Source organism: Tellurirhabdus rosea (genome assembly GCF_026278345.1).
GTDB classification, from domain to species: domain Bacteria; phylum Bacteroidota; class Bacteroidia; order Cytophagales; family Spirosomataceae; genus Tellurirhabdus; species Tellurirhabdus rosea.
Genome location: NZ_CP111085.1, coordinates 1,154,204 through 1,173,172 on the forward strand (window position 1 = coordinate 1,154,204; position 18,969 = coordinate 1,173,172).

General features: G+C 57.3%; 18 protein-coding genes and 1 tRNA gene. 5 read left to right on the plus strand and 14 right to left on the minus strand.

What is annotated here, in order from left to right:
- Positions 1-127: 127 nt before the first annotated feature.
- The 4 genes from ORG26_RS04765 to ORG26_RS04780 form a co-directional block, all read right to left on the minus strand.
- Positions 128-1,003 (minus strand): NAD kinase, encoded by an 876-nt coding sequence (locus ORG26_RS04765; RefSeq protein WP_266367385.1) that lies wholly within the window; start codon positions 1,001-1,003, stop codon positions 128-130.
- Between the two features lie 90 nt (positions 1,004-1,093).
- Complete coding sequence (locus ORG26_RS04770; protein ID WP_266367386.1) at positions 1,094-1,762, minus strand: CBS domain-containing protein; 669 nt, start codon at positions 1,760-1,762, stop codon at positions 1,094-1,096.
- 159 nt (positions 1,763-1,921) lie between these two features.
- A complete protein-coding gene (locus ORG26_RS04775; protein WP_266367387.1) occupies positions 1,922-2,719 on the minus strand; it encodes an alpha/beta fold hydrolase in 798 nt (265 codons plus the stop codon).
- 52 nt (positions 2,720-2,771) lie between these two features.
- Positions 2,772-3,380: an anthranilate synthase component II gene (locus tag ORG26_RS04780; protein ID WP_266367388.1), complete on the minus strand. Its 609-nt coding sequence runs from the start codon at positions 3,378-3,380 to the stop codon at positions 2,772-2,774.
- A 65-nt stretch (positions 3,381-3,445) separates the two neighbouring features.
- On the opposite strand from ORG26_RS04780, the gene ORG26_RS04785 reads away from it, so the two are divergent.
- On the plus strand, positions 3,446-4,681 hold the full coding sequence (locus ORG26_RS04785) for an NAD(P)/FAD-dependent oxidoreductase (RefSeq protein ID WP_266367389.1): 1,236 nt from the start codon (positions 3,446-3,448) through the stop codon (positions 4,679-4,681).
- 54 nt (positions 4,682-4,735) lie between these two features.
- Here ORG26_RS04785 and ORG26_RS04790 read toward each other — a convergent pair whose 3' ends face one another.
- Entirely contained in the window at positions 4,736-5,683 is a 948-nt protein-coding gene (locus ORG26_RS04790) for an NAD(P)/FAD-dependent oxidoreductase (protein WP_266367390.1), read from the minus strand.
- A 135-nt stretch (positions 5,684-5,818) separates the two neighbouring features.
- Between ORG26_RS04790 and ORG26_RS04795 the strand changes: the two genes are divergently transcribed.
- Together ORG26_RS04795 and ORG26_RS04800 are read left to right on the plus strand one after the other, a co-directional pair.
- A complete protein-coding gene (locus ORG26_RS04795) occupies positions 5,819-6,622 on the plus strand; it encodes a hypothetical protein (protein ID WP_266367391.1) in 804 nt (267 codons plus the stop codon).
- Between the two features lie 115 nt (positions 6,623-6,737).
- Complete coding sequence (locus ORG26_RS04800) at positions 6,738-7,256, plus strand: C40 family peptidase (protein WP_266367392.1); 519 nt, start codon at positions 6,738-6,740, stop codon at positions 7,254-7,256.
- Positions 7,257-7,353: 97 nt separating this feature from the next.
- Here ORG26_RS04800 and argB read toward each other — a convergent pair whose 3' ends face one another.
- The 6 genes from argB to clpX form a co-directional block, all read right to left on the minus strand.
- Entirely contained in the window at positions 7,354-8,139 is a 786-nt protein-coding gene (gene argB, locus ORG26_RS04805; protein ID WP_266367393.1) for an acetylglutamate kinase, read from the minus strand.
- Between the two features lie 105 nt (positions 8,140-8,244).
- A complete protein-coding gene (locus ORG26_RS04810; RefSeq protein WP_266367394.1) occupies positions 8,245-9,192 on the minus strand; it encodes an N-acetylornithine carbamoyltransferase in 948 nt (315 codons plus the stop codon).
- 74 nt (positions 9,193-9,266) lie between these two features.
- Positions 9,267-10,394 (minus strand): aspartate aminotransferase family protein, encoded by a 1,128-nt coding sequence (locus tag ORG26_RS04815; RefSeq protein WP_266367395.1) that lies wholly within the window; start codon positions 10,392-10,394, stop codon positions 9,267-9,269.
- A gap of 171 nt (positions 10,395-10,565) precedes the next feature.
- The gene (locus ORG26_RS04820) at positions 10,566-11,285 is read right to left on the minus strand and encodes an alpha/beta fold hydrolase (RefSeq protein WP_266367396.1); all 720 of its coding nucleotides are present in this window, start codon (positions 11,283-11,285) and stop codon (positions 10,566-10,568) included.
- A gap of 124 nt (positions 11,286-11,409) precedes the next feature.
- Positions 11,410-12,036: a hypothetical protein gene (locus tag ORG26_RS04825; RefSeq protein ID WP_266367397.1), complete on the minus strand. Its 627-nt coding sequence runs from the start codon at positions 12,034-12,036 to the stop codon at positions 11,410-11,412.
- Positions 12,037-12,178: 142 nt separating this feature from the next.
- Complete coding sequence (clpX, locus tag ORG26_RS04830) at positions 12,179-13,414, minus strand: ATP-dependent Clp protease ATP-binding subunit ClpX (RefSeq protein ID WP_266367398.1); 1,236 nt, start codon at positions 13,412-13,414, stop codon at positions 12,179-12,181.
- A 253-nt stretch (positions 13,415-13,667) separates the two neighbouring features.
- Here clpX and ORG26_RS04835 point away from each other — a divergent pair, with 253 nt between their 5' ends.
- Positions 13,668-15,782: a hypothetical protein gene (locus ORG26_RS04835; protein WP_266367399.1), complete on the plus strand. Its 2,115-nt coding sequence runs from the start codon at positions 13,668-13,670 to the stop codon at positions 15,780-15,782.
- 73 nt (positions 15,783-15,855) lie between these two features.
- Here the strand turns inward: ORG26_RS04835 and ORG26_RS04840 are convergent, their stop codons facing one another.
- A complete protein-coding gene (locus ORG26_RS04840) occupies positions 15,856-16,533 on the minus strand; it encodes a ClpP family protease (RefSeq protein ID WP_323134358.1) in 678 nt (225 codons plus the stop codon).
- Positions 16,534-16,739: 206 nt separating this feature from the next.
- Here ORG26_RS04840 and ORG26_RS04845 point away from each other — a divergent pair, with 206 nt between their 5' ends.
- Positions 16,740-17,126: a helix-turn-helix domain-containing protein gene (locus ORG26_RS04845; protein WP_323134359.1), complete on the plus strand. Its 387-nt coding sequence runs from the start codon at positions 16,740-16,742 to the stop codon at positions 17,124-17,126.
- Positions 17,127-17,270: 144 nt separating this feature from the next.
- Here ORG26_RS04845 and tig read toward each other — a convergent pair whose 3' ends face one another.
- Positions 17,271-18,638 carry a trigger factor gene (gene tig, locus ORG26_RS04850; protein ID WP_266367401.1) on the minus strand — a complete coding sequence of 456 codons (1,368 nt, stop codon included), beginning with the start codon at positions 18,636-18,638 and terminating at the stop codon, positions 17,271-17,273.
- A 113-nt stretch (positions 18,639-18,751) separates the two neighbouring features.
- A tRNA-Leu gene (locus ORG26_RS04855) sits at positions 18,752-18,833 on the minus strand.
- Between the last annotated feature and the right edge of the window lie 136 nt (positions 18,834-18,969).

Below are 18,969 nucleotides of genomic sequence, written 5' to 3' on the forward strand. Positions count from 1 at the left end.
TGAGCCGTAAACTATATTTCGACGTTGAGGCGAGTTTGTAATGAATAATGAAGAAGATGAACGATGTGTTGAGGAGCCGGTACGCTTTCTTCATTATTCATTCTTCATTGCAATCCGCCGCGGTTCATCAATTCCGTATATCCCAGCCCCAGTTGAGTTTACTGCGGAGTGTGTTCAGGAAATTGTCTTCCGGCAATTTAACGAGGCGGGCTTTGAACAGTTCTTTCCGGACGCTCAGCCGGGTGGACAGATCGACCGTCCGGAAGCGGGAGTCCACCGAGACCAGAAAAGCGCCGCTTCGGCTTTCGACCTCGAAGGAAAGGCTGCACGAATCCGGAACCACCATCGGCCGCACGTTCAGGTTGTGCGGGCTGACGGGCGTGACAATGAAGTTTTCGTTGTGGGGAAGCAGGACCGGCCCGCCGCAGCTGAGCGAGTAACCCGTGGAGCCCGAAGGCGTAGACACGATCAGCCCGTCGGCCCAGTAGGAGTTCAGAAATTCGCCGTCGATGTAGGTGTGGACCGTAATCATGGAGGACGTTTCCGTTTTGGTAATCGTGACGTCGTTGAGGCCAAACGGCACGCCGTCGAACAGGTCTACCTCAGCGTCCAGCGTAATGAGGGTTCGTTCGTCGATGTGAAAATTCCCGGCAAAGAGCGCCTCCAGCATGGCCGAGATCGCGCGGGGCGATACCGTCGCCAGAAAGCCCAGACGGCCGATGTTGATGCCCACAATCGGAACGTGGTGCGGACCGACATGCGTAACGGCTTCGAGCAGCGTCCCGTCGCCTCCCAGACTGAAGGCAAAGTCCGCCGCGAAAACATCCCGGAACGAGTTGTAGATGGATACACTGTGGTGGTTGACGCCCGCCCCTTCCAGCAGCGCTCGGTAGGGCTCCGACAGCTGCACCTCCACCTGCCGCAGGGCCAGTTCGTCGAACATGGCCTGGATGTAGGGTTTTGTCTGCTCGGTGAAGTTTCGGCCGTGAATGGCAATTTTCATGGGGCAAGTTTAAGGGATATCGCTTACAGTTTAAAACCGAACCGTCAAAATGGTGCGAAGTTTACTGTAAACGCCAGCCCGTAAACCCGATCAGGTGTTCAGATAGCGCAGCAGCGAATCCAGCCGTTCCTGATCGATGCTTTCAATCGGGGTATTGGCAAAGGCCGCTTCGATGTGGTAGCCAAACCGCTCCAGAGTAGCCACCACGGCCGTGATGTCTTTCCGGTTCAGTTTGAGCGTAAGCCGCGATTTGTCGATGGTGCCGTACGCCGACCCGGAGAAGTGGCTGCCGATGATCCGGACGTTGTTGGATTCGATGAGGCGGCTGATTTCGGCCATGCTGTAGTCCCGTTCGCTGATATTGAGGACCAGAATGGCTCCCGGCTCCTGCAAACCCAGCAGCTGGGCGTACTGTTTCAGAAGTTCGCCGGTCGAAACGGTGCCCATAAATTCGCGGACATCGTTGACCACCGCGAGCACCTGGAGCCGGTGTTCCAGAATCAGGTGGAGCAGTTCGTACAGGTGTTGCGAATCGTACACATAGATGTGTTCAAACATCCGCATGACCTCACTCAGCGGCCGCTCATCGTCAGGCACATCCATCAGCAGGTCTTCGTTGACCAAACCTTTGTATTCTCCCTGGTCAACCACCGCCAGTTGCCCGACGCGATGCTCCTGCATCCAGTCGAGTGCCTGGCCGACGGTATCCGTCGGTTTCAGGGACGGCAGCATAGGGTCTATTAATTCGGAAGCAAGCATCGTATCGGGGCTTTTCCTGTTTTAAACGCAAAAGAAAGGCCAACTATTGAGCCAGTCTTCCGTACGGTTTGATCTCCGTCTATGCAGAAAACTACTAATTTTCTGCTGAAGTTTACAACATTTCGCCAAAAATCCCCTTAGCCGCTCTGAAACAGCTTTTTACAAAACGGCCGAGGCGGCGGCGACGGCTTTCCGGCTGAGCGGCTGCCGGGCCAGCCAGTCGATCAGCAGCTGGTTGAAGCGTTCGGGATGCTCCATCATGGGCGCATGGCAGCATTTGTCGATAAAATGCAGCTCCGAACCGGCGATGAGCCGGTTGAACTCATGCCCGACTTCGGGCGGCGTAATGGTATCGTTCAGCCCCCAGATCAGCAGCGTCGGGACCGAAATGTTCTGGAGTTCCCTCGCTACGTTGTTGCGCTGCGCCGATTTGGCAATGGCTACAATCCGCATGCATTTGGGAATGCTGTTGGTGATGTCGAACACCTCGTCGATCAGCTCTTTGGTGGCTACTTTGGGGTCGTAAAACGTGTAGGCCACCCGCTCGGCGATGTACTCGTAGCTGCCCCGCTTGGGATACGAGCCGCCCATCGAGTTTTCGAACAGCCCTGAACTGCCCGTCAGCACCAGCCGCCGGACCATGTCCGGATGCTTGAGCGTGTACAGCAGTCCCACGTGACCGCCCAGGGAGTTGCCGAGCAGCGTCAGATCGGAGAGCTTTTTAAACGCGATGAAACGCTCGATAAACGCCACCAGTCCTTCCAGCCCCGCTTCCCGGATCGGCATATCGTAAATCGGCATTACGGGAATGATCACCCGGTATTTTTCTGAAAAGCCGTTGATGACGCCGTCCCAGTTGCTGAGTGCGCCAAACAAACCGTGCAGCAGCAGCAGGGTTTCGCCCTGTCCTTCATCTATATACCGAAATTCGCTCTCTTCCTTAACCCGATAGTTCATAGCTGTCTTGGTTTTGTCGTAGATTTATTAGTTAAGTACAACTAATTGGCAACTATTTCGCTGTTTTTGCAAAGGTAATCCAATTTCTTAAAATTTCCAGTCCAAAATCGGTGAGGACGGCCTCCGGGTGAAACTGAACGCCGTAAATTGGTAACTTTTGGTGACGAAAAGCCATATTTTCAGCCTTTTGCGCCCTAAAATTTTCTCCCGAATCTGGTATAATAACTTCCGCTAACGGTACAAGTTCGGCGGGCAGACTATTTACTATAAGCGAATGATAGCGCGTTACCGTAAAGGTGGCGGGCAAACCGGCAAAAAGCGGGTCGTCGGTCACCTGCCGGACCTCCGACCGCTTGCCGTGCATGGGCCGGTCGGCCCGTTCCAGCCGGGCGCCGAAAAACTCGCCCAGTGCCTGATGCCCGAGGCAAACGCCCAGCATCGGGACGGTCTGAAAGTAGTGCCCGATGACTGCCATCAGACTCCCCGCCTGCCGGGGCGTGCCGGGGCCGGGCGACAGCACAATACCGTCGTAGCTCTCTCCGGTCAGGTCGTCCAGCGAAGCGGTGTTGCGCACCACCCGGCAGTCGGCACCCGCCTGCTTGAGGTAATCCACCAGCATGTAGGTGAAAGAGTCTATATTATCCAGTACCAAAAGCTTCATTGTTCAACGAAAATTAAACAGAGTCCGCAGGAACATCTATTTTTGCATAAACTATCCCAAACCGTATGCCAGTTCGACCGTCTGTGGTGATTGTGGGTGCCGGCATGGCCGGACTTACCTGTGCTGTGTATCTCAAACAGGCCGGCCTTGATGCCCTGATCGTGGAAGCTTCCGACGGCGTAGGTGGCCGGGTCCGGACGGACAGGGTGGACGGTTTCCGCCTCGACCGGGGTTTCCAGATTCTGCTGACGGCTTATCCGGAGACCAAACGCCTGCTGGACTATACAGCTTTACGGTTACAATCGTTTCGGTCGGGAGCGCTCATCCGCGACGAAGACCGCTGGATGCTTTTTATCAATCCGCTTCAGGAACCCACGGGTATCTTCCCGACGCTCTTTTCCCCGGTCGGAACGTTTGCCGATAAACTGCGGGTGGTTGAGCTGATGGGGCGGGTGTCCGGCATTCCGACGTACGATCTGTTCCGACAACAGGCAACCAGTACCCAATCGTTCCTGGAGGATTTCGGCTATTCCGACCGCATCATCAACCTGTTTTTCCGGCCGTTTTTCGGCGGGGTTTTTCTGGAAGACAGCCTCCGGACGTCGAGTAACTTTTTCGAATTTTGTTTCAAAACGTTCTACTCCGGCGACGCGGCGGTTCCGGCGCTCGGCATGCAAGCGATTCCCGACCAGCTCGCGGCCCGTCTGGACGCGTCCCAGATCCGGCTGAATACGCCCGTTGAGGCCATTGAAGGCCAGACCCTGCGGCTTGCCAACGGAGAAACCATTCAGGCCGATACCATTGTGCTGGCCGTGGATGCCCACGCCGCCCAGCGACTTCTGGGAACGCCGACGGAGCCCCGCTTCAACAAAACGACCTGCACCTACTTTGCCGCCCCGGCTTCGCCCAAACCCGAAAAGCTTCTGATGCTAAATCCGCACCGGCAGGCGGCGGTCCACAACGTAGCCATCATGAGCGATGTCGCCCGGGACTACGCGCCAGCCGGACAAACACTCATTTCGGTCAGCACCCAGGGCCTCGACGCGGTCAATCAGGAGGGCTTGACCGAACGCATCCGCCGGGAACTGACCGACTGGTTTGGGGAGGAAGTGAAAGCCTGGCGCTGGCTCCGGACCTACCACCTGCCCGAAGCCCTGCCGCAGTACAACGCCGATGCACGCCCCGCCCCCCTCAAACTGGCCGAAAACCTCTACCAGTGCGGCGACCAGACCTCCTACCCCTCCCTCAACGCCGCCATGCAAACCGGCCGGGAAGTTGCCCAACAAATAATTAAGAATTAAAAATAAGCTTCGCTCAATCAGGAATCCTGACCAGGCGGAGCCTATTCTTAATTCTTAATTTTTAATTCTTTCGCTCATGGCGAGGCCGGATAGGAATGCGCCTTCGACGTTGCCCCGCGGGCCGAAACCGTCGCCGCCGAAGACCATCGGAAAAGGAGTTTTTACCAGGAGGCAGGGTTCGGGAAACCGCTGGCTGGCGAGGGCGTAGCGCCAGCGGTGGGTCTGCTGCTGCTGGATGTTTTCCGGAGAAAGAATTTCGGAAAGCTGCCGGATAAGCTGATCGCCAACGGCGGCCATGTCTTCCTCCAGATGCTCCCGGCTGAAGGCGGGCGTGGCGTGAATGGTCAGGGAAGGCTGGTCGGGCGATACGCCTTTCTGCTGGTTGTCGGCCACCCAGGCAATCGGGCCTTCCGTGAACCGCATCGCGCCCGGCTCGGGCAGGCTGACCGGTTCCCGGAGCAGCACCATCGTCGCAATACAGGGTTCGAAATGAATCTGGTTCAGGGCCGACTCCGCTTCCGGCACCGACAGGCCGCTATCGGCCAGCAGCGCCAGCGCCTGCGGGGCCGGGGCCGTAATCAGCACCGCGTCGGCCCGGTAGGCAGTCCCTTTTTCCGACTCGGCCACCACCCGACCGTTCGTCTGGCTCAGGCGAACAATCCGTTCGCCCGTGACGACGGGCAGGTCTTTAGCCAGGTATTTGGCGACGCTGCTCATGCCGCCAAGGCCGACATAACGCGGGTGGGCGCTGTCCGGCAAATACCATTTCCGGATAATCTGGTGGCCGAGCATTTCGCTGACCACCTGTTGAAATTCGGGCGTTCGAACGGTAAAATACTGAGCTCCGTGGTCAGCACGGGCATTTTCGAGGCGTCGGGTAGCCAGTCGGCCGCCGACACCACGGCCTTTATCGACAACCGTTACGTTCCAGCCTGCGCGGGTCAGTTCCCGGGCGGCAGTCAGGCCGGCCAAACCGGCCCCGAGGATCAATGCAGTGGGCATAGGTGCACACAGGCTCAGGCCCGTGATCTTATTGATGAATTACGGCGAATTACGGAAAAAACTTAACTTGTCGGCCACGGAACGTACGGCCTTTCTCTTCAAAACTTCGGCTGCTCCGGAATTGTTAGACTCTTCATGCGACGCTGGGTACGTGTTTTTTTATTTTTCCTGATCATTCCGCTGGCGGTGCTGGCCGTGTTTCCCCACATTATCCGGTGTCAGTTCATTGGTTACGCCCCCGATTTTCAGCGCATTGCTCCCGGCGTTTATGTCAGCCGGGACACGCCGCCGCGGCAGCGGGCTTTTCTGTTGTTCGAAATCCGCCAGGCCGAACGGCGGCTCGCTTCGCTCTGGCAAAGTCCGCGTCGGGGCCGGGCGGCGGTGATTTTCTGCCAGACGCCCGAACAGTACGAACGCTATTGCCGGGGCAGCGAAGGGGCCGGCTGCAGTCTGGGAACGCCTTGGGGCGACGCCTGGATCGTCATCAATCCCTACGGCCGCAATCCGGACGTGCTGGCCCATGAGATGTGCCACGACGAATTGTACCAGCGCCTCGGCTGGCTCACCTCCCAGCGCCAGATTCCGCAATGGTTTAACGAAGGACTTGCCCTCATGCTCGATCACCGGTTCACCACCGCCCGCGACAGCCTCCAGCGTTTCCGGGATTACCACGACGAATGGCAGTACCTCACCCGCGGCCAGCAGTTCGTTCTGGAACTCGAAGAAATGGAGTCTATGCGGGATTTTTTTGGCGGTGGACCGCAGCACGTCATGCTGGCGTACATGACGGCGGGTCGGGAAGTTGCCCGCTGGCTGAGCATCGTGGGCCGACCGGGATTGCAGCAACTGACCGACGCGGTCGCCGCCGGAAACGACTTCGGCACCACTTACCAGACGCTGGAAGCAAAAGCCCGCCAACGGGCGAAAAAACTCCGCTGACGAAGTTGTACAATTCGGGGAACCTGCCTGGTCTAACTTGCTCCGCCGGGTATCGAGGGCTATTTTTAGGTTAGTTCAGCGGTTGCCACCGTACCGAAACTTAACCTGAGAAGAGATGAAAAAAGTGCTCCTGACGGCGTTCTTTGCTGTCTGGGCGGCCTTTGTAAGTGCCAAACCCGCCGCTTTTCCCGTTGTTTCCGACTCCATCGGTACCTCTACCCGGTCTGAAACGCCTTCGCTGGTCGATGAGTTGATTTCCTACTCCCGAAAATACCTGCATGCCCGCTATCGCTCCGGCGGCTCCTCGCCCCGGGGCTTCGACTGCTCCGGCTTTACCCGCTTCTGTTTCAGCCAATTCGGAATCCGTCTGCCGCATTCCAGCGCCGCCCAGCACGGCGTCGGCGACCGCGTGGACAGAAAAGAGGCTCGTCCCGGCGACCTTATTTTTTTCAAAGGCCACAGCCAGAAGGGCAGCCGGATCGGTCATGTTGGACTAATCGTAGAAGTTATCGGCGACCGCATCAAGTTCATCCACTCCGCCTGGAACGGCGGCGTCCGCTACGACTGGCTCCACGCCGGGTACTACCGGGCGAGGTTTGCGGGGGTAAGGAGAGTGGATAAGTTGATTGATTGATAGGTTGATGGGTCGAATGACTGAATGATCGAATGACTGAATGACTGATAATGCTGCGTAGCTAATCAACCTATCAGTCATTCGATCATTCAGTCATTCAGTCATTTTTCAGGACCGTTCCCGCGCCCTGCCCCACCGCTGCGGCTACTTCGTCGGCGTGGCAGATGATGACGCGCTTTACGCCTTTTTCGAGGGCGGCAAAAGCATTGTCGAGTTTGGGAATCATGCCTTTGTTGATGGCTCCGGAGGCTTTATATTCGGCGTACCGGGAAGGGGTCAGCTCCGGAATGACGCTGTTGTCGTCGTCCGGATTCGATAGGACTCCTTTTTTCTCGAAGCAATAAACGAGCGTAACGTCGTTGTGACCGACCAGATCGACGGCAATGGCTGAGGCCATCGTGTCGGCATTGGTGTTCAGCATGGAGCCCGAGCGGTCGAAGGTCAGCGGCGCAAAAACCGGCGTCAGGTTCTGGCGCAGAAAATACTGGAGCTGCCCGGCATTCACTTCTTCCACATCCCCCACAAAGCCATAGTCAATGTCCTTTACCGGCCGTTTGACCGAGCGGACAATTCCCGCATCGGCGCCCGTGAGGCCAATGGCGTTGGTATGCCGGGCCTGAAGCTGCGCCACAATCTGCTTGTTGACCAACCCGCCGTAAACCATCGTCACGACATCCAGCATGGCCCCGTCCGTAATGCGGCGACCATCGACCATTTTGGTCTCCACGCCCAGCTTAGCGGCCACCTGCGTGGCAATTTTACCACCGCCGTGGATCAGGATTTTATCGTCGGGAAGGCTGGCAAAGGCCGTCAGGAAGCGGCTGAGCGCCTCGGGATTGTCGATGACGTTGCCACCGATCTTAATGACTGTGAGGGAGTTCATAGACGTAAAAGTAGAAACGCAGAAGACACGGAAGCAAACCCGGAGAAGGCAGAGTTTATCAGGAAAACTTCGCGACCTCCGGGTTTGCGTTCGTGTCCTCTGCGTTTAAATCGTTTTCAGAATTTCTTTCAGAACCGCCTGCGCCGACCATTCCCGGTTGCCCGCCTGTTCGATGACCAGAGACTGCGGGCTGTCGAGGACTTCGTCGGTCACCTTCATGTTGCGCCGAACGGGCAGGCAGTGCATGAATTTCCCGTTGTCGGTCAGGCGCATTTTATCCATCGTCACCATCCACGATGGGTCCTGGGTCAGCACCTGGCCGTACTGCTGGTACGACGACCAGTTTTTTCCGTAAATGAAATCGGCCCCTTCAAACGCTTCGTTCTGGTTGTGCAGCACCCGGGCATTTCCGACAAATTCCGGAGCGAGTTCGTAGCCTTCGGGATGCGTGACCACAAATTCGACGTCGCGGGCGTTCATCCATTCGCAAAAGGAGTTGGCCACGGCCTGCGGAAGCGGCTTGAAATGCGGCAGCCAGGTCAGCACCACTTTCGGGCGGCGTTTGACCTTAAACTCCTCCAGCGTGATGCAGTCGGCCAGCGATTGCAGCGGGTGACGGGTGGCCGATTCGAGGTTGACGATGGGGACACCCGCGTATTTTTTAAACTGATTCAGCACAATTTCAGCATAATCCTTCTCCCGGTCCTGCAAACCGGCAAAAGCCCGGATGCCAATCACGTCGCAGTATTTACCGATGACGGCGGCGGCTTCCTTCACGTGCTCGGCCTTGTCGCCGTTCATGACGATGCCCTCCTCCATTTCAAGTCCCCAGCTATCCTGTCCCACGTTCATGACCATCGTCTGCATGCCAAGATTCTGGGCGGCCTTTTGCGTGCTCAGGCGCGTACGCAGGCTTGAATTGAAGAAAATCAGGCCCATGGTCTTGTTTCGGCCCAGTTGCTGGTCGGCAAAAGGGTGTTGCTTGGCATCCAGACCGGACTGGATGAGCGCATCAAGATCGGTGACGTCGTTTAGAGAAAGGAAATTGGTCATTTTAAACGCAGGAAAACGAAATGGAACACCGGCCTGGAAGCGGTCGGCAACGGTTTGCCGGGCTTCCAACCCGGTTAGGAAACAACTTTTACCTCTTTCGCCAGGGCTTCGAGGAAAGTATCGGCCTCGGCGACGCCCAGCGCCAGCGAAGGCAGCAGCCGCAGCGTGTTTTTGCCCGCCACCCCCGTGAAAATATGGTGGTCGAAGAGCAGGGCGTTGCGCAGGGGTTCCACCGGAAAGTCGAACTCAATGCCGATCATCAGTCCCCGGCCGCGCAGTTCCTTATACCCGCCGATCTGCCGGATGCCGTCCGCCAGGTAATCGCCCAGACGGGCCGCGTTTTCGATCAGCGCCTCGTCCTGCATGATGTCCAGAACGGCGATACCGGCCCGGCAGGCCAGATGGTTGCCGCCGAAGGTGGTGCCCAGCATGCCGTAGGTCGCCTCGAATTTCGGTGAAATGAGCACGCCGCCGATGGGAAAGCCGTTGCCCATGCCCTTCGCCATCGTCATCAGATCGGGGTGGATGCCGCTGTGCTGGTGCGAAAAGAACTTGCCCGAACGACCGTATCCGCACTGGACCGAATCCAGAATCAGGACCGCGCCCGTTTCGTCGCAGCGGCGGCGCAGGGTTTGCAGAAACTCGTCCGAAGCGACGTGAATCCCGCCGACACCCTGAATGCCTTCGACAATGACGGCGCAGGTTTCGTCGGTGATCCCGCTCACGGCGGCCGCGGCATCGTTGAAGGGCAGGAATGTGACGTGCTGGTTATAGTTGACCGGAGCCACGATGGAGGCGTTATCCGTCGCCGCCACTGCACCCGCCGTCCGGCCGTGAAAGGCTTTTTTGAAAGCGACAACCTTGGTCCGGCCGTTGTGAAACGAGGCCAGTTTCAGGGCATTTTCGTTCGCTTCCGCGCCGGAATTGCAGAGAAACAGCGCGTAGTCCGGGTAACCCGACAGGCGGCCGAGTTTCTCGGACAGTTCATCCTGAAGGGAAACCTTAACGGAATTCGAGTAAAAGGAAATTTTCTGGAGCTGGTCGGTCAGGGCGGCCACGTACCGGGGGTGCGTGTGTCCGACCGAAATAACGGCATGGCCGCCGTACAGATCAAGGTAGCGGTCGCCTTTCGTGTCCCACAAATAACTGCCCTGCGCCCGAACCGGCTCGATGTCGTACAGCGGATATACGTTAAAAAGCATTGTCTGAAGTTGGATTACCGGACGCCGGGGCGACCCATTGAACGATTTTCAGGATTTACCGGAAAATTGTGCAAGTTTACGCACTTTTTAAGGAAATAGTTTGCAAAAACGTCAAATAAACGTCCTCCGTTTTTCCATCCTGATAAATCCCGGAACGCGCCCCGTCCGGCTTCAGACGGCGGCCATCCGGCTGAGCGCCTCGACCAGCGGCCCGGGGGTTTCCAGCATTCCGAGGTGACCCGCTTCGTCAAGCACGACCGGCTGGCCCTGCGACGGCATGCCGAAGAGGGCTTCACTTTTCTCGAAAGGAATGATTTTGTCCTGGCGACCGGCAATGATCACGACCGGAAAAGCCGCGGCCTTCAGCACCTGCGTCCGGTCCGGCCGACCGGCGATGGCCCGCACCCCGGCCGAAAGCGCCTCCGCCGGCAGTTGACTCGATTTTTTGACCAGTTCATCGACCGCCTCCGGCTGCTGCTGGCGGAAAGCGTCGCCGAACATGTTTGGCACGGTGTTTCGGATAAACGCCTCCGAGCCGTATTCCTGAAGCGATTGCAGGGCCTTTTGCCGCTGCTCTTTTTTGGTTTCGTCGTCGGCAAAGGCCGTCGAATGCACCAGCGCCAGTCCGGCAACCATTTCGGGATGACGTTCTGCAAAGGCCAGTGCGATGTAGCCGCCCATCGAATGGCCCGCGAGGATGGCCTTTTCGACCTGTGCCTGCTCCATTAATGAATAAAGCCGCTCGGCATAGGCTTCAATGCTTTCGTGCCCGTCCAGTCGGGAGAAATCCGGTTTGATGATGCTGAACTGCCGGGAGAGCGGTTCGTAGACCGTATCCCAGACGGAAGAATCGACGCCGTGGCCGTGAATGAGGACAAGAGTTGGTTTCATACAGGAGGGGTTAAAAAAGTTCTCGCAGATTTGCGCCGATTTTGTGGCCAGATTTCCGCAGAAAGCATCTGCGGTCATCGGCGTCGAAAATCAGCGTAAATCTGCGAGAAAAAAACTTAAACCATTAGGCTACATCCAGCAGGTCCAGCAGAATCAGGACCAGACCGACGATAATCCCGATCGAGCCCAGCCAGCCCAGCCCCGGGATGAAGATCAGGATCAGACCGATGATGGCGATAATCACCCCCAGACGCAGCAGGCCGGAAGTGGCGTTGGTAGCATCGGTGTCCTGCGGAGCCAGCTTCTTGGCAATTTTGTTATTCATCTTCTTCACCATCATCCGCTGCGCGAAGTTCGGTTTTTTGGCGGCGGCGGCCGTCAGCTTCTCGGGGTTGGCCGAGGCTTCTGCCAGCATGGTCTGCACCCGGGCGATCCGCTTTTCCAGCTTCTTGCTCTCGGCCAGTTTGCCTTCCCGACGGGCGCTGGCTACGGCTTCGTTGAACTGGGTTTCCACGGCTTTGATCTGGGCGGCGGGCGCAGGCGTTACCGCTTCAGCTACAGCCACGCTGGTCTCGGCTACCGGAGCCACGGGCGTTTCGGCCACGGCCGGAGTTTCCGTCCGGACGGCGGGCTGCTCGCTCACAAATCGTTCAACCGGCTGACGCTGGTACATCGCCGTCTGGCGGCTGCAGGAAGTAAAGAAGGTCGTCGCAAAAAGGGCGTAAACTGAAACTTTGGTAAGCGTTTTCATGTGTGGAAGAATTATATGAAACAATCGTATTCGATGCACTAACGTCCTAAGGTTGCAGTTTGTTAGGGCCGTTCAAGCACAAAGCCCCGGTTTCTTATCGAAAACCGGGGCTTTGTTGGCCAAAAATTATTTAAAATCCACTTTACGCGACCGAACGGAACAGCTGGTACGAAGACTTGCCAAATTTCTGCTGGGCATAATCGAGCGTCACCACAAGCTTTTTCACCTTCGTATCCGACGGCAGTTCAAACATGGCGTCCGTGATGATGGATTCGCAGATGGACCGAAGGCCGCGGGCACCGAGCTTGTATTCCATCGCCTGATCGACGATATAATCCAGGGCCGTATCGTCCCAGACCAGCTGGATCTTTTCCATTTCAAACAGCTTTTCGTACTGCTTGGTCAGGGCGTTTTTGGGTTCGGTCAGGATGCGGCGCAGGGCTTCGCGGCTCAGCGGTTCGAGGTGGGTCAGCACCGGCAGACGGCCGATCAGCTCCGGAATCAGTCCGAACGATTTCAGGTCGTGGGCCGACACGTACCGCATCAGGTGTGCTCTTTCGAGCGAATCGTGCAGCGGCCGGGTGCCCGAGAAGCCGATGGGCCGGGTGTTGATCCGCTTGGCGATGTGCCGGTCGATGCCGTCGAAAGCGCCGCCGCAGATGAACAGGATGTTCTCCGTATTGAGCGCAATCATCTTCTGGTCCGGGTGCTTGCGGCCGCCCTGGGGGGGCACGTTGACCACCGAGCCTTCCAGCAGTTTCAGCAGCGCCTGCTGAACGCCTTCGCCGCTCACGTCGCGGGTAATCGACGGATTATCCGACTTCCGGGCGATTTTGTCAATCTCGTCAATGTAGACGATGCCGCGCTCGGCCGCCTCGATGTTGTAATCGGCCGCCTGGAGCAGCCGGGTCAGGATCGTTTCCACGTCTTCGCCCACATAGCCCGCTTCGGTGATCACCGTCGCGTCCGCGATGCAGAACGGCACTTCCAGCAGTTTGGCGATGGTGCGGGCGAGGTAGGTTTTGCCCGTGCCGGTTTCGCCGACCATGATGATGTTCGATTTCTCGATCTGCACCTCATCGGCCGAAGGCGGCTGCATCAGGCGTTTGTAGTGGTTGTAGACGGCCACGGTCATCACCTTTTTGGCTTCGTCCTGCCCGATGACGTACTGGTCGAGGTATTTTTTCATCTCGACCGGCTTAATCAGGTTGAAATTCGGACGTTCCTCCGGATTCGAGCGCTTCGGCCGGCTTTCCTCAAGCACGACCCGGTAGCCTTCCTCAATGCAGAAATTGCAGATATGCGCGTCGATACCCGACAGGAGCAGCATGACTTCATTCTTTCTCCGTCCGCAGAACGAGCAACTAATATGTGGCATGTGGGTGGTCTATCTTTATTTATTGCGGTAAAACAAAAGTACAAATTTTACGCCACGTACTGACACGCTAACCGCTTCCGTCAGAAAATAGTGGCAAATTCCATCGCTTCCCGGAACGGGCCGCCATCCAGTCTGCCGATTAATAAAAACATGATCATGTTATAGGACAACAGTGCTATCATTACGATGTCCTACCGCCCATCCTATGATCGTCCTGTTCTTCACGGCTTTTCTTAGCCAATTTAGTCTTTTTTTGAGGTACAACCGTCAATTTGAGGGCCTTTATACGGCCTTTCGGCTAGCGCTGCTGCAAACGCTGGTAACGCAGGCCCTGCTTGTTTTTCTTTTCAACGAAATCCTGTCGCCGGTCAGCCAGTTAACGGCGGCAAACGCCCGTTTATTCTGGGGCCTGCTGACGGTCGGGCAGACGGCCGCGCTGGTGCTGCGGCTGCGGCAGACCGGCTCCACCCACGAGTTTCTGCGGCTCTTTCCGGCGCTTTTCCGCCTTGACGGACTTCGGGCCTCCGACCGCTGGCTTCTGTACGGCGTCCTGCTCACGCTGTTGCTGCCGCTCTTTTTGCTGGCCGTGTACGCGCCGCCCAGCAACCTGGATTCGCACAATTACCACCTCAACCGCATTCTGCTCTGGGGGCAAAACGCCAACGTGGACCACTTCCCGACGCTGCACATCCAGCAGTTGTATCATAACGTGGGCGCCGAATACCTGATGCTGCATCCGTTCTTGCTGGCGGGCGGCGACCAGTGGGTCAATCTGGTTCAGTTTGGGGCCATGCTGGGGTCGGTAGCGGCGGTGAGTCTGCTGGCCCGCCACTTCGGGGCGGGGCCGCGCAGGCAGTTGGTGGCCGCCCTTCTGCAACTGCTGCTGCCCATCGGCATTCTGGAAAGCACCACCACGCAGAACGACTACACCGCCTGTTTTTTCTTCCTGACGTTTGTGCTGCTGGGGTACCGGCTGCTGGCGCAGTGGCGGACATCCGACGCGGTCTGGTGGCTCTTTTCGCTCAGTCTGGCCGGGTTCGCCAAATATCCGGCCCTGTTTTTTGCGCTGCCGTTTGCGCTGTATTTCGGGTTTCGGCTGCTGCGCCAGCACGGGCCTGCGTTCGGGCTGAAAACCAGCGTCGGGGCGCTGCTGGTGTTTGCCTTTGTTTTCGGGCCTTTTTTTGCCCGCAACTACGCCCTGTTTCAGCATCCGCTCTCGCCCCAGCCGGGCCATCCGCTGTTTTCCGAGAAAATTCCGGTGGACCGCTTCGGCCCCGCCTCCACCCTGTCGACGTTCTCCAAAAACGTGGGTCTGCATCTGGCGCTGCCGCACGGGGGATACAACCGCGCGGTGGATGCGGCCGTGACCGGTTTTCATCGCCTCATCGGCATTGCTCCCGACGACCCCTGCCTGAGCATCGACCACTACCACACGCGGTTTTCGATGCAGGAAGACATGGCCCCCAACACGTTCCATTTTCTGCTCCTGCTGCTGACGGCCGGGCTTCTTTTGGCGCGGCGGGGTAACCCGGACCTCAAACTGCTGCTGGCGCTGGCAGTAGCCGGGTTGCTGCTGTTCAGCACGTTTCTGAAGTTTCAGCTCTGGGCTTCCCGGCCGTGTATGCTGTTCTTTGCGGTGGGCTGTGTGCTGACCGGCCTTGTTCTGCCCCACCGGCTTCCCCGCTTCACCGGGGCGCTGCTGCTGCCGCCGCTGCTGGTGGCGGTCGGATGCGTTTACGGCAATCCGAACAAAATGCTCCTGCCGCTCCGGTATCTGGCCAAAAAAGCGACGGCGCACGTCCCGCGCGATATTTGCCCGGCCAGCGAGGCCGACCTGCGCCGCTTCCGCCTGGCTCTCAGCAGCTATTACGCGACCGACCAGAAAGCCGCCTGTTTCCCGCTGAAACGGGTTTTGTCCTACTCTGAATGCCGGGTGCTCTTCGACAAACTGGACTCGCTGGATTATTTCCGGGTGGATCAAGAGAATTTTGTTTTCGCCACCGGGCGAGCCCAGGCTTATTTTGCCAGCCACCCGGCCGACTACCGGGCTTTTGCCCCGCTGCTGCCGCATCTGCGCCGGGCCCGGTCCATCGGCGTGCTGATGCAGAACGAACTGGGCTTTTATCATTACTGGAGCGCGCTGGCTTGTCAGACCGAACAGCCGCCCAGAATGGCGTACATTCGTTACAAAGAACCGTTTGCAGGCCGGTCAAACACCCGGCCGTTCGACTACGAGTACGTGTTTACGGACAATCCGCAGCTGTTCCGAAATCTGCTGCCGCCTGCCTCGATTGCGGAAGTCCACTGCTCGGGACCGCTGTTCGTGATTCGTCTGAAAAAGCCAGCCTGCCAGACCTACGTCTTTTAACGCAGAAAGCCTCCCCGACGGGGAGGCTTTCTGCAATTTGACCGGCGCGGCCTGCGCGGCCCGGCCCAAAAGTTTACGCGGCTGTGCGGCGCAGTACTTCGTCGATCAGACCGTATTCGCGGGCTTCTTCGGCGGTGAACCACTTGTCGCGGTCCGAATCTTTTTCGATTACTTCCTTGGTTTTGCCCGTATGGTCGGCGATGATGGTGTACAGTTCGTCGCGGAGTTTGACGATCTCGCGGGCCGTAATCTCAATATCCACCGACTGGCCCTGGGCGCCGCCCGACGGCTGGTGAATCATGACCCGGGCGTGCGGAAGAGCCGAACGCTTACCGGCGGCACCACCGCAGAGCAGAACGGCACCCATCGAAGCCGCGAGGCTGGTGCAGACCGTAGCCACGTCGGGGCGGACGTACTGCATCGTATCGTAAATGCCCAGACCGGCGTAGACCGAGCCACCCGGGCTGTTGATATACATCAGAATGTCTTTGCGCGGGTCCGCCGATTCGAGGAACAGCAGCTGGGCGACGATGATGTTGGCAATGTTATCGTCTACGCCCATGCCCATGAAAATGATCCGGTCGGCCATCAGACGCGAGAAAACGTCAACTTCGCGGAAGTTCATCGGGCGCTCTTCGATTACCGAGCGCGTCATGTTTTCGACGGTGTGGTTTACGTATCCGTCAACGGTCAGGCCGTTCAGGCCCATGTGGTGTACCGCAAACTTGCGGAATTCTTGTCCGAAATTCATAGAGATCTGGTTTCTGAATAGTGCAACGAAAATACGAAAGGCATGGTTTAAATAAAGTCAGCCAGTCATCAGTCGGTCGGGCTTCCCTGCGGAGTCAAAAACTAACTACGGATGGTCGGCCGACTGTCGACTACAAATTTTAACTTTCCTTCCGAAAAGTCGTCTCGGTTTGGGTTGCGATTTTATCGGAAATACTTGAGAACACCATGAACATCGGCACACAAATACGTTTACGGCGGCAACAAAAGGGCTTTTCGCAGGAAAATATGGCGGATATGCTCGGGCTTTCGACCACCGCGTACGGCGATATCGAGCGCGGCAAGACGGACCTGACGGTGTCGCGCCTGCAGCAGATCGCCACGGCACTCGGCGTCACCGTTCCCGAATTGCTGTCCGAAGCCCAGCCGCAACCGCAGGAATTGTACCCGGAGCTGATGCACCAGCTGGAGAAGCTGCAGCTCGAACGGGAAAAGCAGGAAATCGAACTCGAAAAGCTGCGTCTGGAAACGGCTTACTGGAAACGCCGCGTCGATGAAATGACCCAGTGGCTGTCGGCCCGCACCGTCGAGCGCGAACGGATCGGCTTTAAATGATTGATGGGCGGTCCGCCGCTGCGGTTGAATGAAGGATAGGTTGATAAAAAGAAAAGGCTGTGGTGACGGTCTTCCCGCTCCCACAGCCTCAATCAGTCTATCTATCAATCGACCGCAGCGGCGGACCGCCAATCGATCTATTCCTTACGCCTGTACGCCAACTCCCTGCGCGAGGGTCTTGAACTCGTCCAGCGTGATGGTTTTCGGCTCGATGGTTACTTTGCTTTCGATCAGTTGCAGGACTTTGTCGTCGAACACCCGGTTGAACATCTTCGAGTAGTTTTCCTGCTTCTCGTCCATGAGGTAGTTCTGAGCGATCCGGTCGACGGTCTGGTCCATCTGCTCGTTTTCGCCGTAGAAGCCGAACTGCTCGCGAACGAGTCCTTTGGTCGCTTCCAGCACGTCGGCGAATTCCACCTTGATTTCGTTCTGCTCAGCCACCTTATTCTTGATCAGCTGCAGCTTCACGGAACGCGAGAACTGCTCGTACTGCTCGTCCACTTCCTGGGTCGATACTTTGCCTTCGTTGGTCGTCAGCAACCATTCTTTCAGGAATTCGTCCGGCAGGGCGATGTTGATGTTTTCCATCAGCGACTTTTCGATGTCGAGGCGGAGCAGGGCGTCGGTTTCGCGCTTGTAGTTGGTCTGGATGATTTCCAGCACCTTCGCGCGGAACTGCTCTTCCGTTTCAACGGCTTCTTTGCCCAGGACTTTGTCGAAAAACTCCTGATTCACTTCGGCCGGTTCGTTGCGCGTGATGTCGTCCACCACGAACGAGAATTCGCCGGACAGGTTGGCGGCCTCTTCGGCTTTCAGACCCGTAGCGTGGGCGATGGCCTTGTCGTCGGCAAATGCCTGGCGGATATCGAAGGTAATCGTGTCGCCTTTGTTCACCCCGACAAACTGCGGCAGGGCATCCGCCTGAATCTGGGCCGTCGGCAGGGCCGTTTTGGTTTCAAACGGCTCGGCTCCTTCGGCCACGCCGCTCACCTGCTTCAGTTCGCCGTACAGCATATCGCCTTCCTCCGATACCTCGGCATGGGCGTGACCGTGGAACTGCTTGCGGAGGTTCTCGATCGTTTCTTCCAGTTCTTTGTCACCCGCTTCGATGGTGTAGCTGCTGAGGGCCGGCAGGGAAGCAAAATCCACGTCGAAATCAGAGGCCAGGCCGAGGTTATAGACAAATTCAAAATCCGTCTGGTTATCCCAGTCAATAGCCTGCGCTTTATCCCGGTCGGGCAGCGGATCGCCAACCACCTGCAGTTTGTTTTCGCGGATGTAGTTGCTGATGGTTTTGCTCAGCAGGTTGTTGATTTCGTCAACCATCAGGCTTTTGCCGTACATTTTCTGCACGAGCGAAGCCGGCACATGGCCCGGGCGGAAGCCCTTGATGCTCACCTTCTTGCTGTATTCCTTCAGCTTTTTATTTACCTCCGGCTGATAATCTTCCTTCGTCAGTTTGATCGTCAGCGAAGCGTTGGTTTCCGTCGATTTCTCTAATGCGATTTCCACGATATCTAATGAGTGAATTAGTGAATGAGCGAATGAGTGAATTAATGATGAGGGTTCCTGAATTGGCGGCGCCATTCACTCATTCACTAATTCACTCATTCACAATTGTTTCGTACGGGCGGAGGGACTCGAACCCCCACGCCTTGCGGCACCAGATCCTAAGTCTGGCACGTCTACCAATTTCGCCACGCCCGCAGGTGCAGTTTTTCGTTGTCCGTCTGCTGTTTCCGTGGTTCACCCAGGGCCGAAATGCCGGCCTTACTGCCGAAACAGAAAACCGAAAACTGCCAACACAAAACTGTTTTCAGGCCGCAAAGGTACGAATCATTTT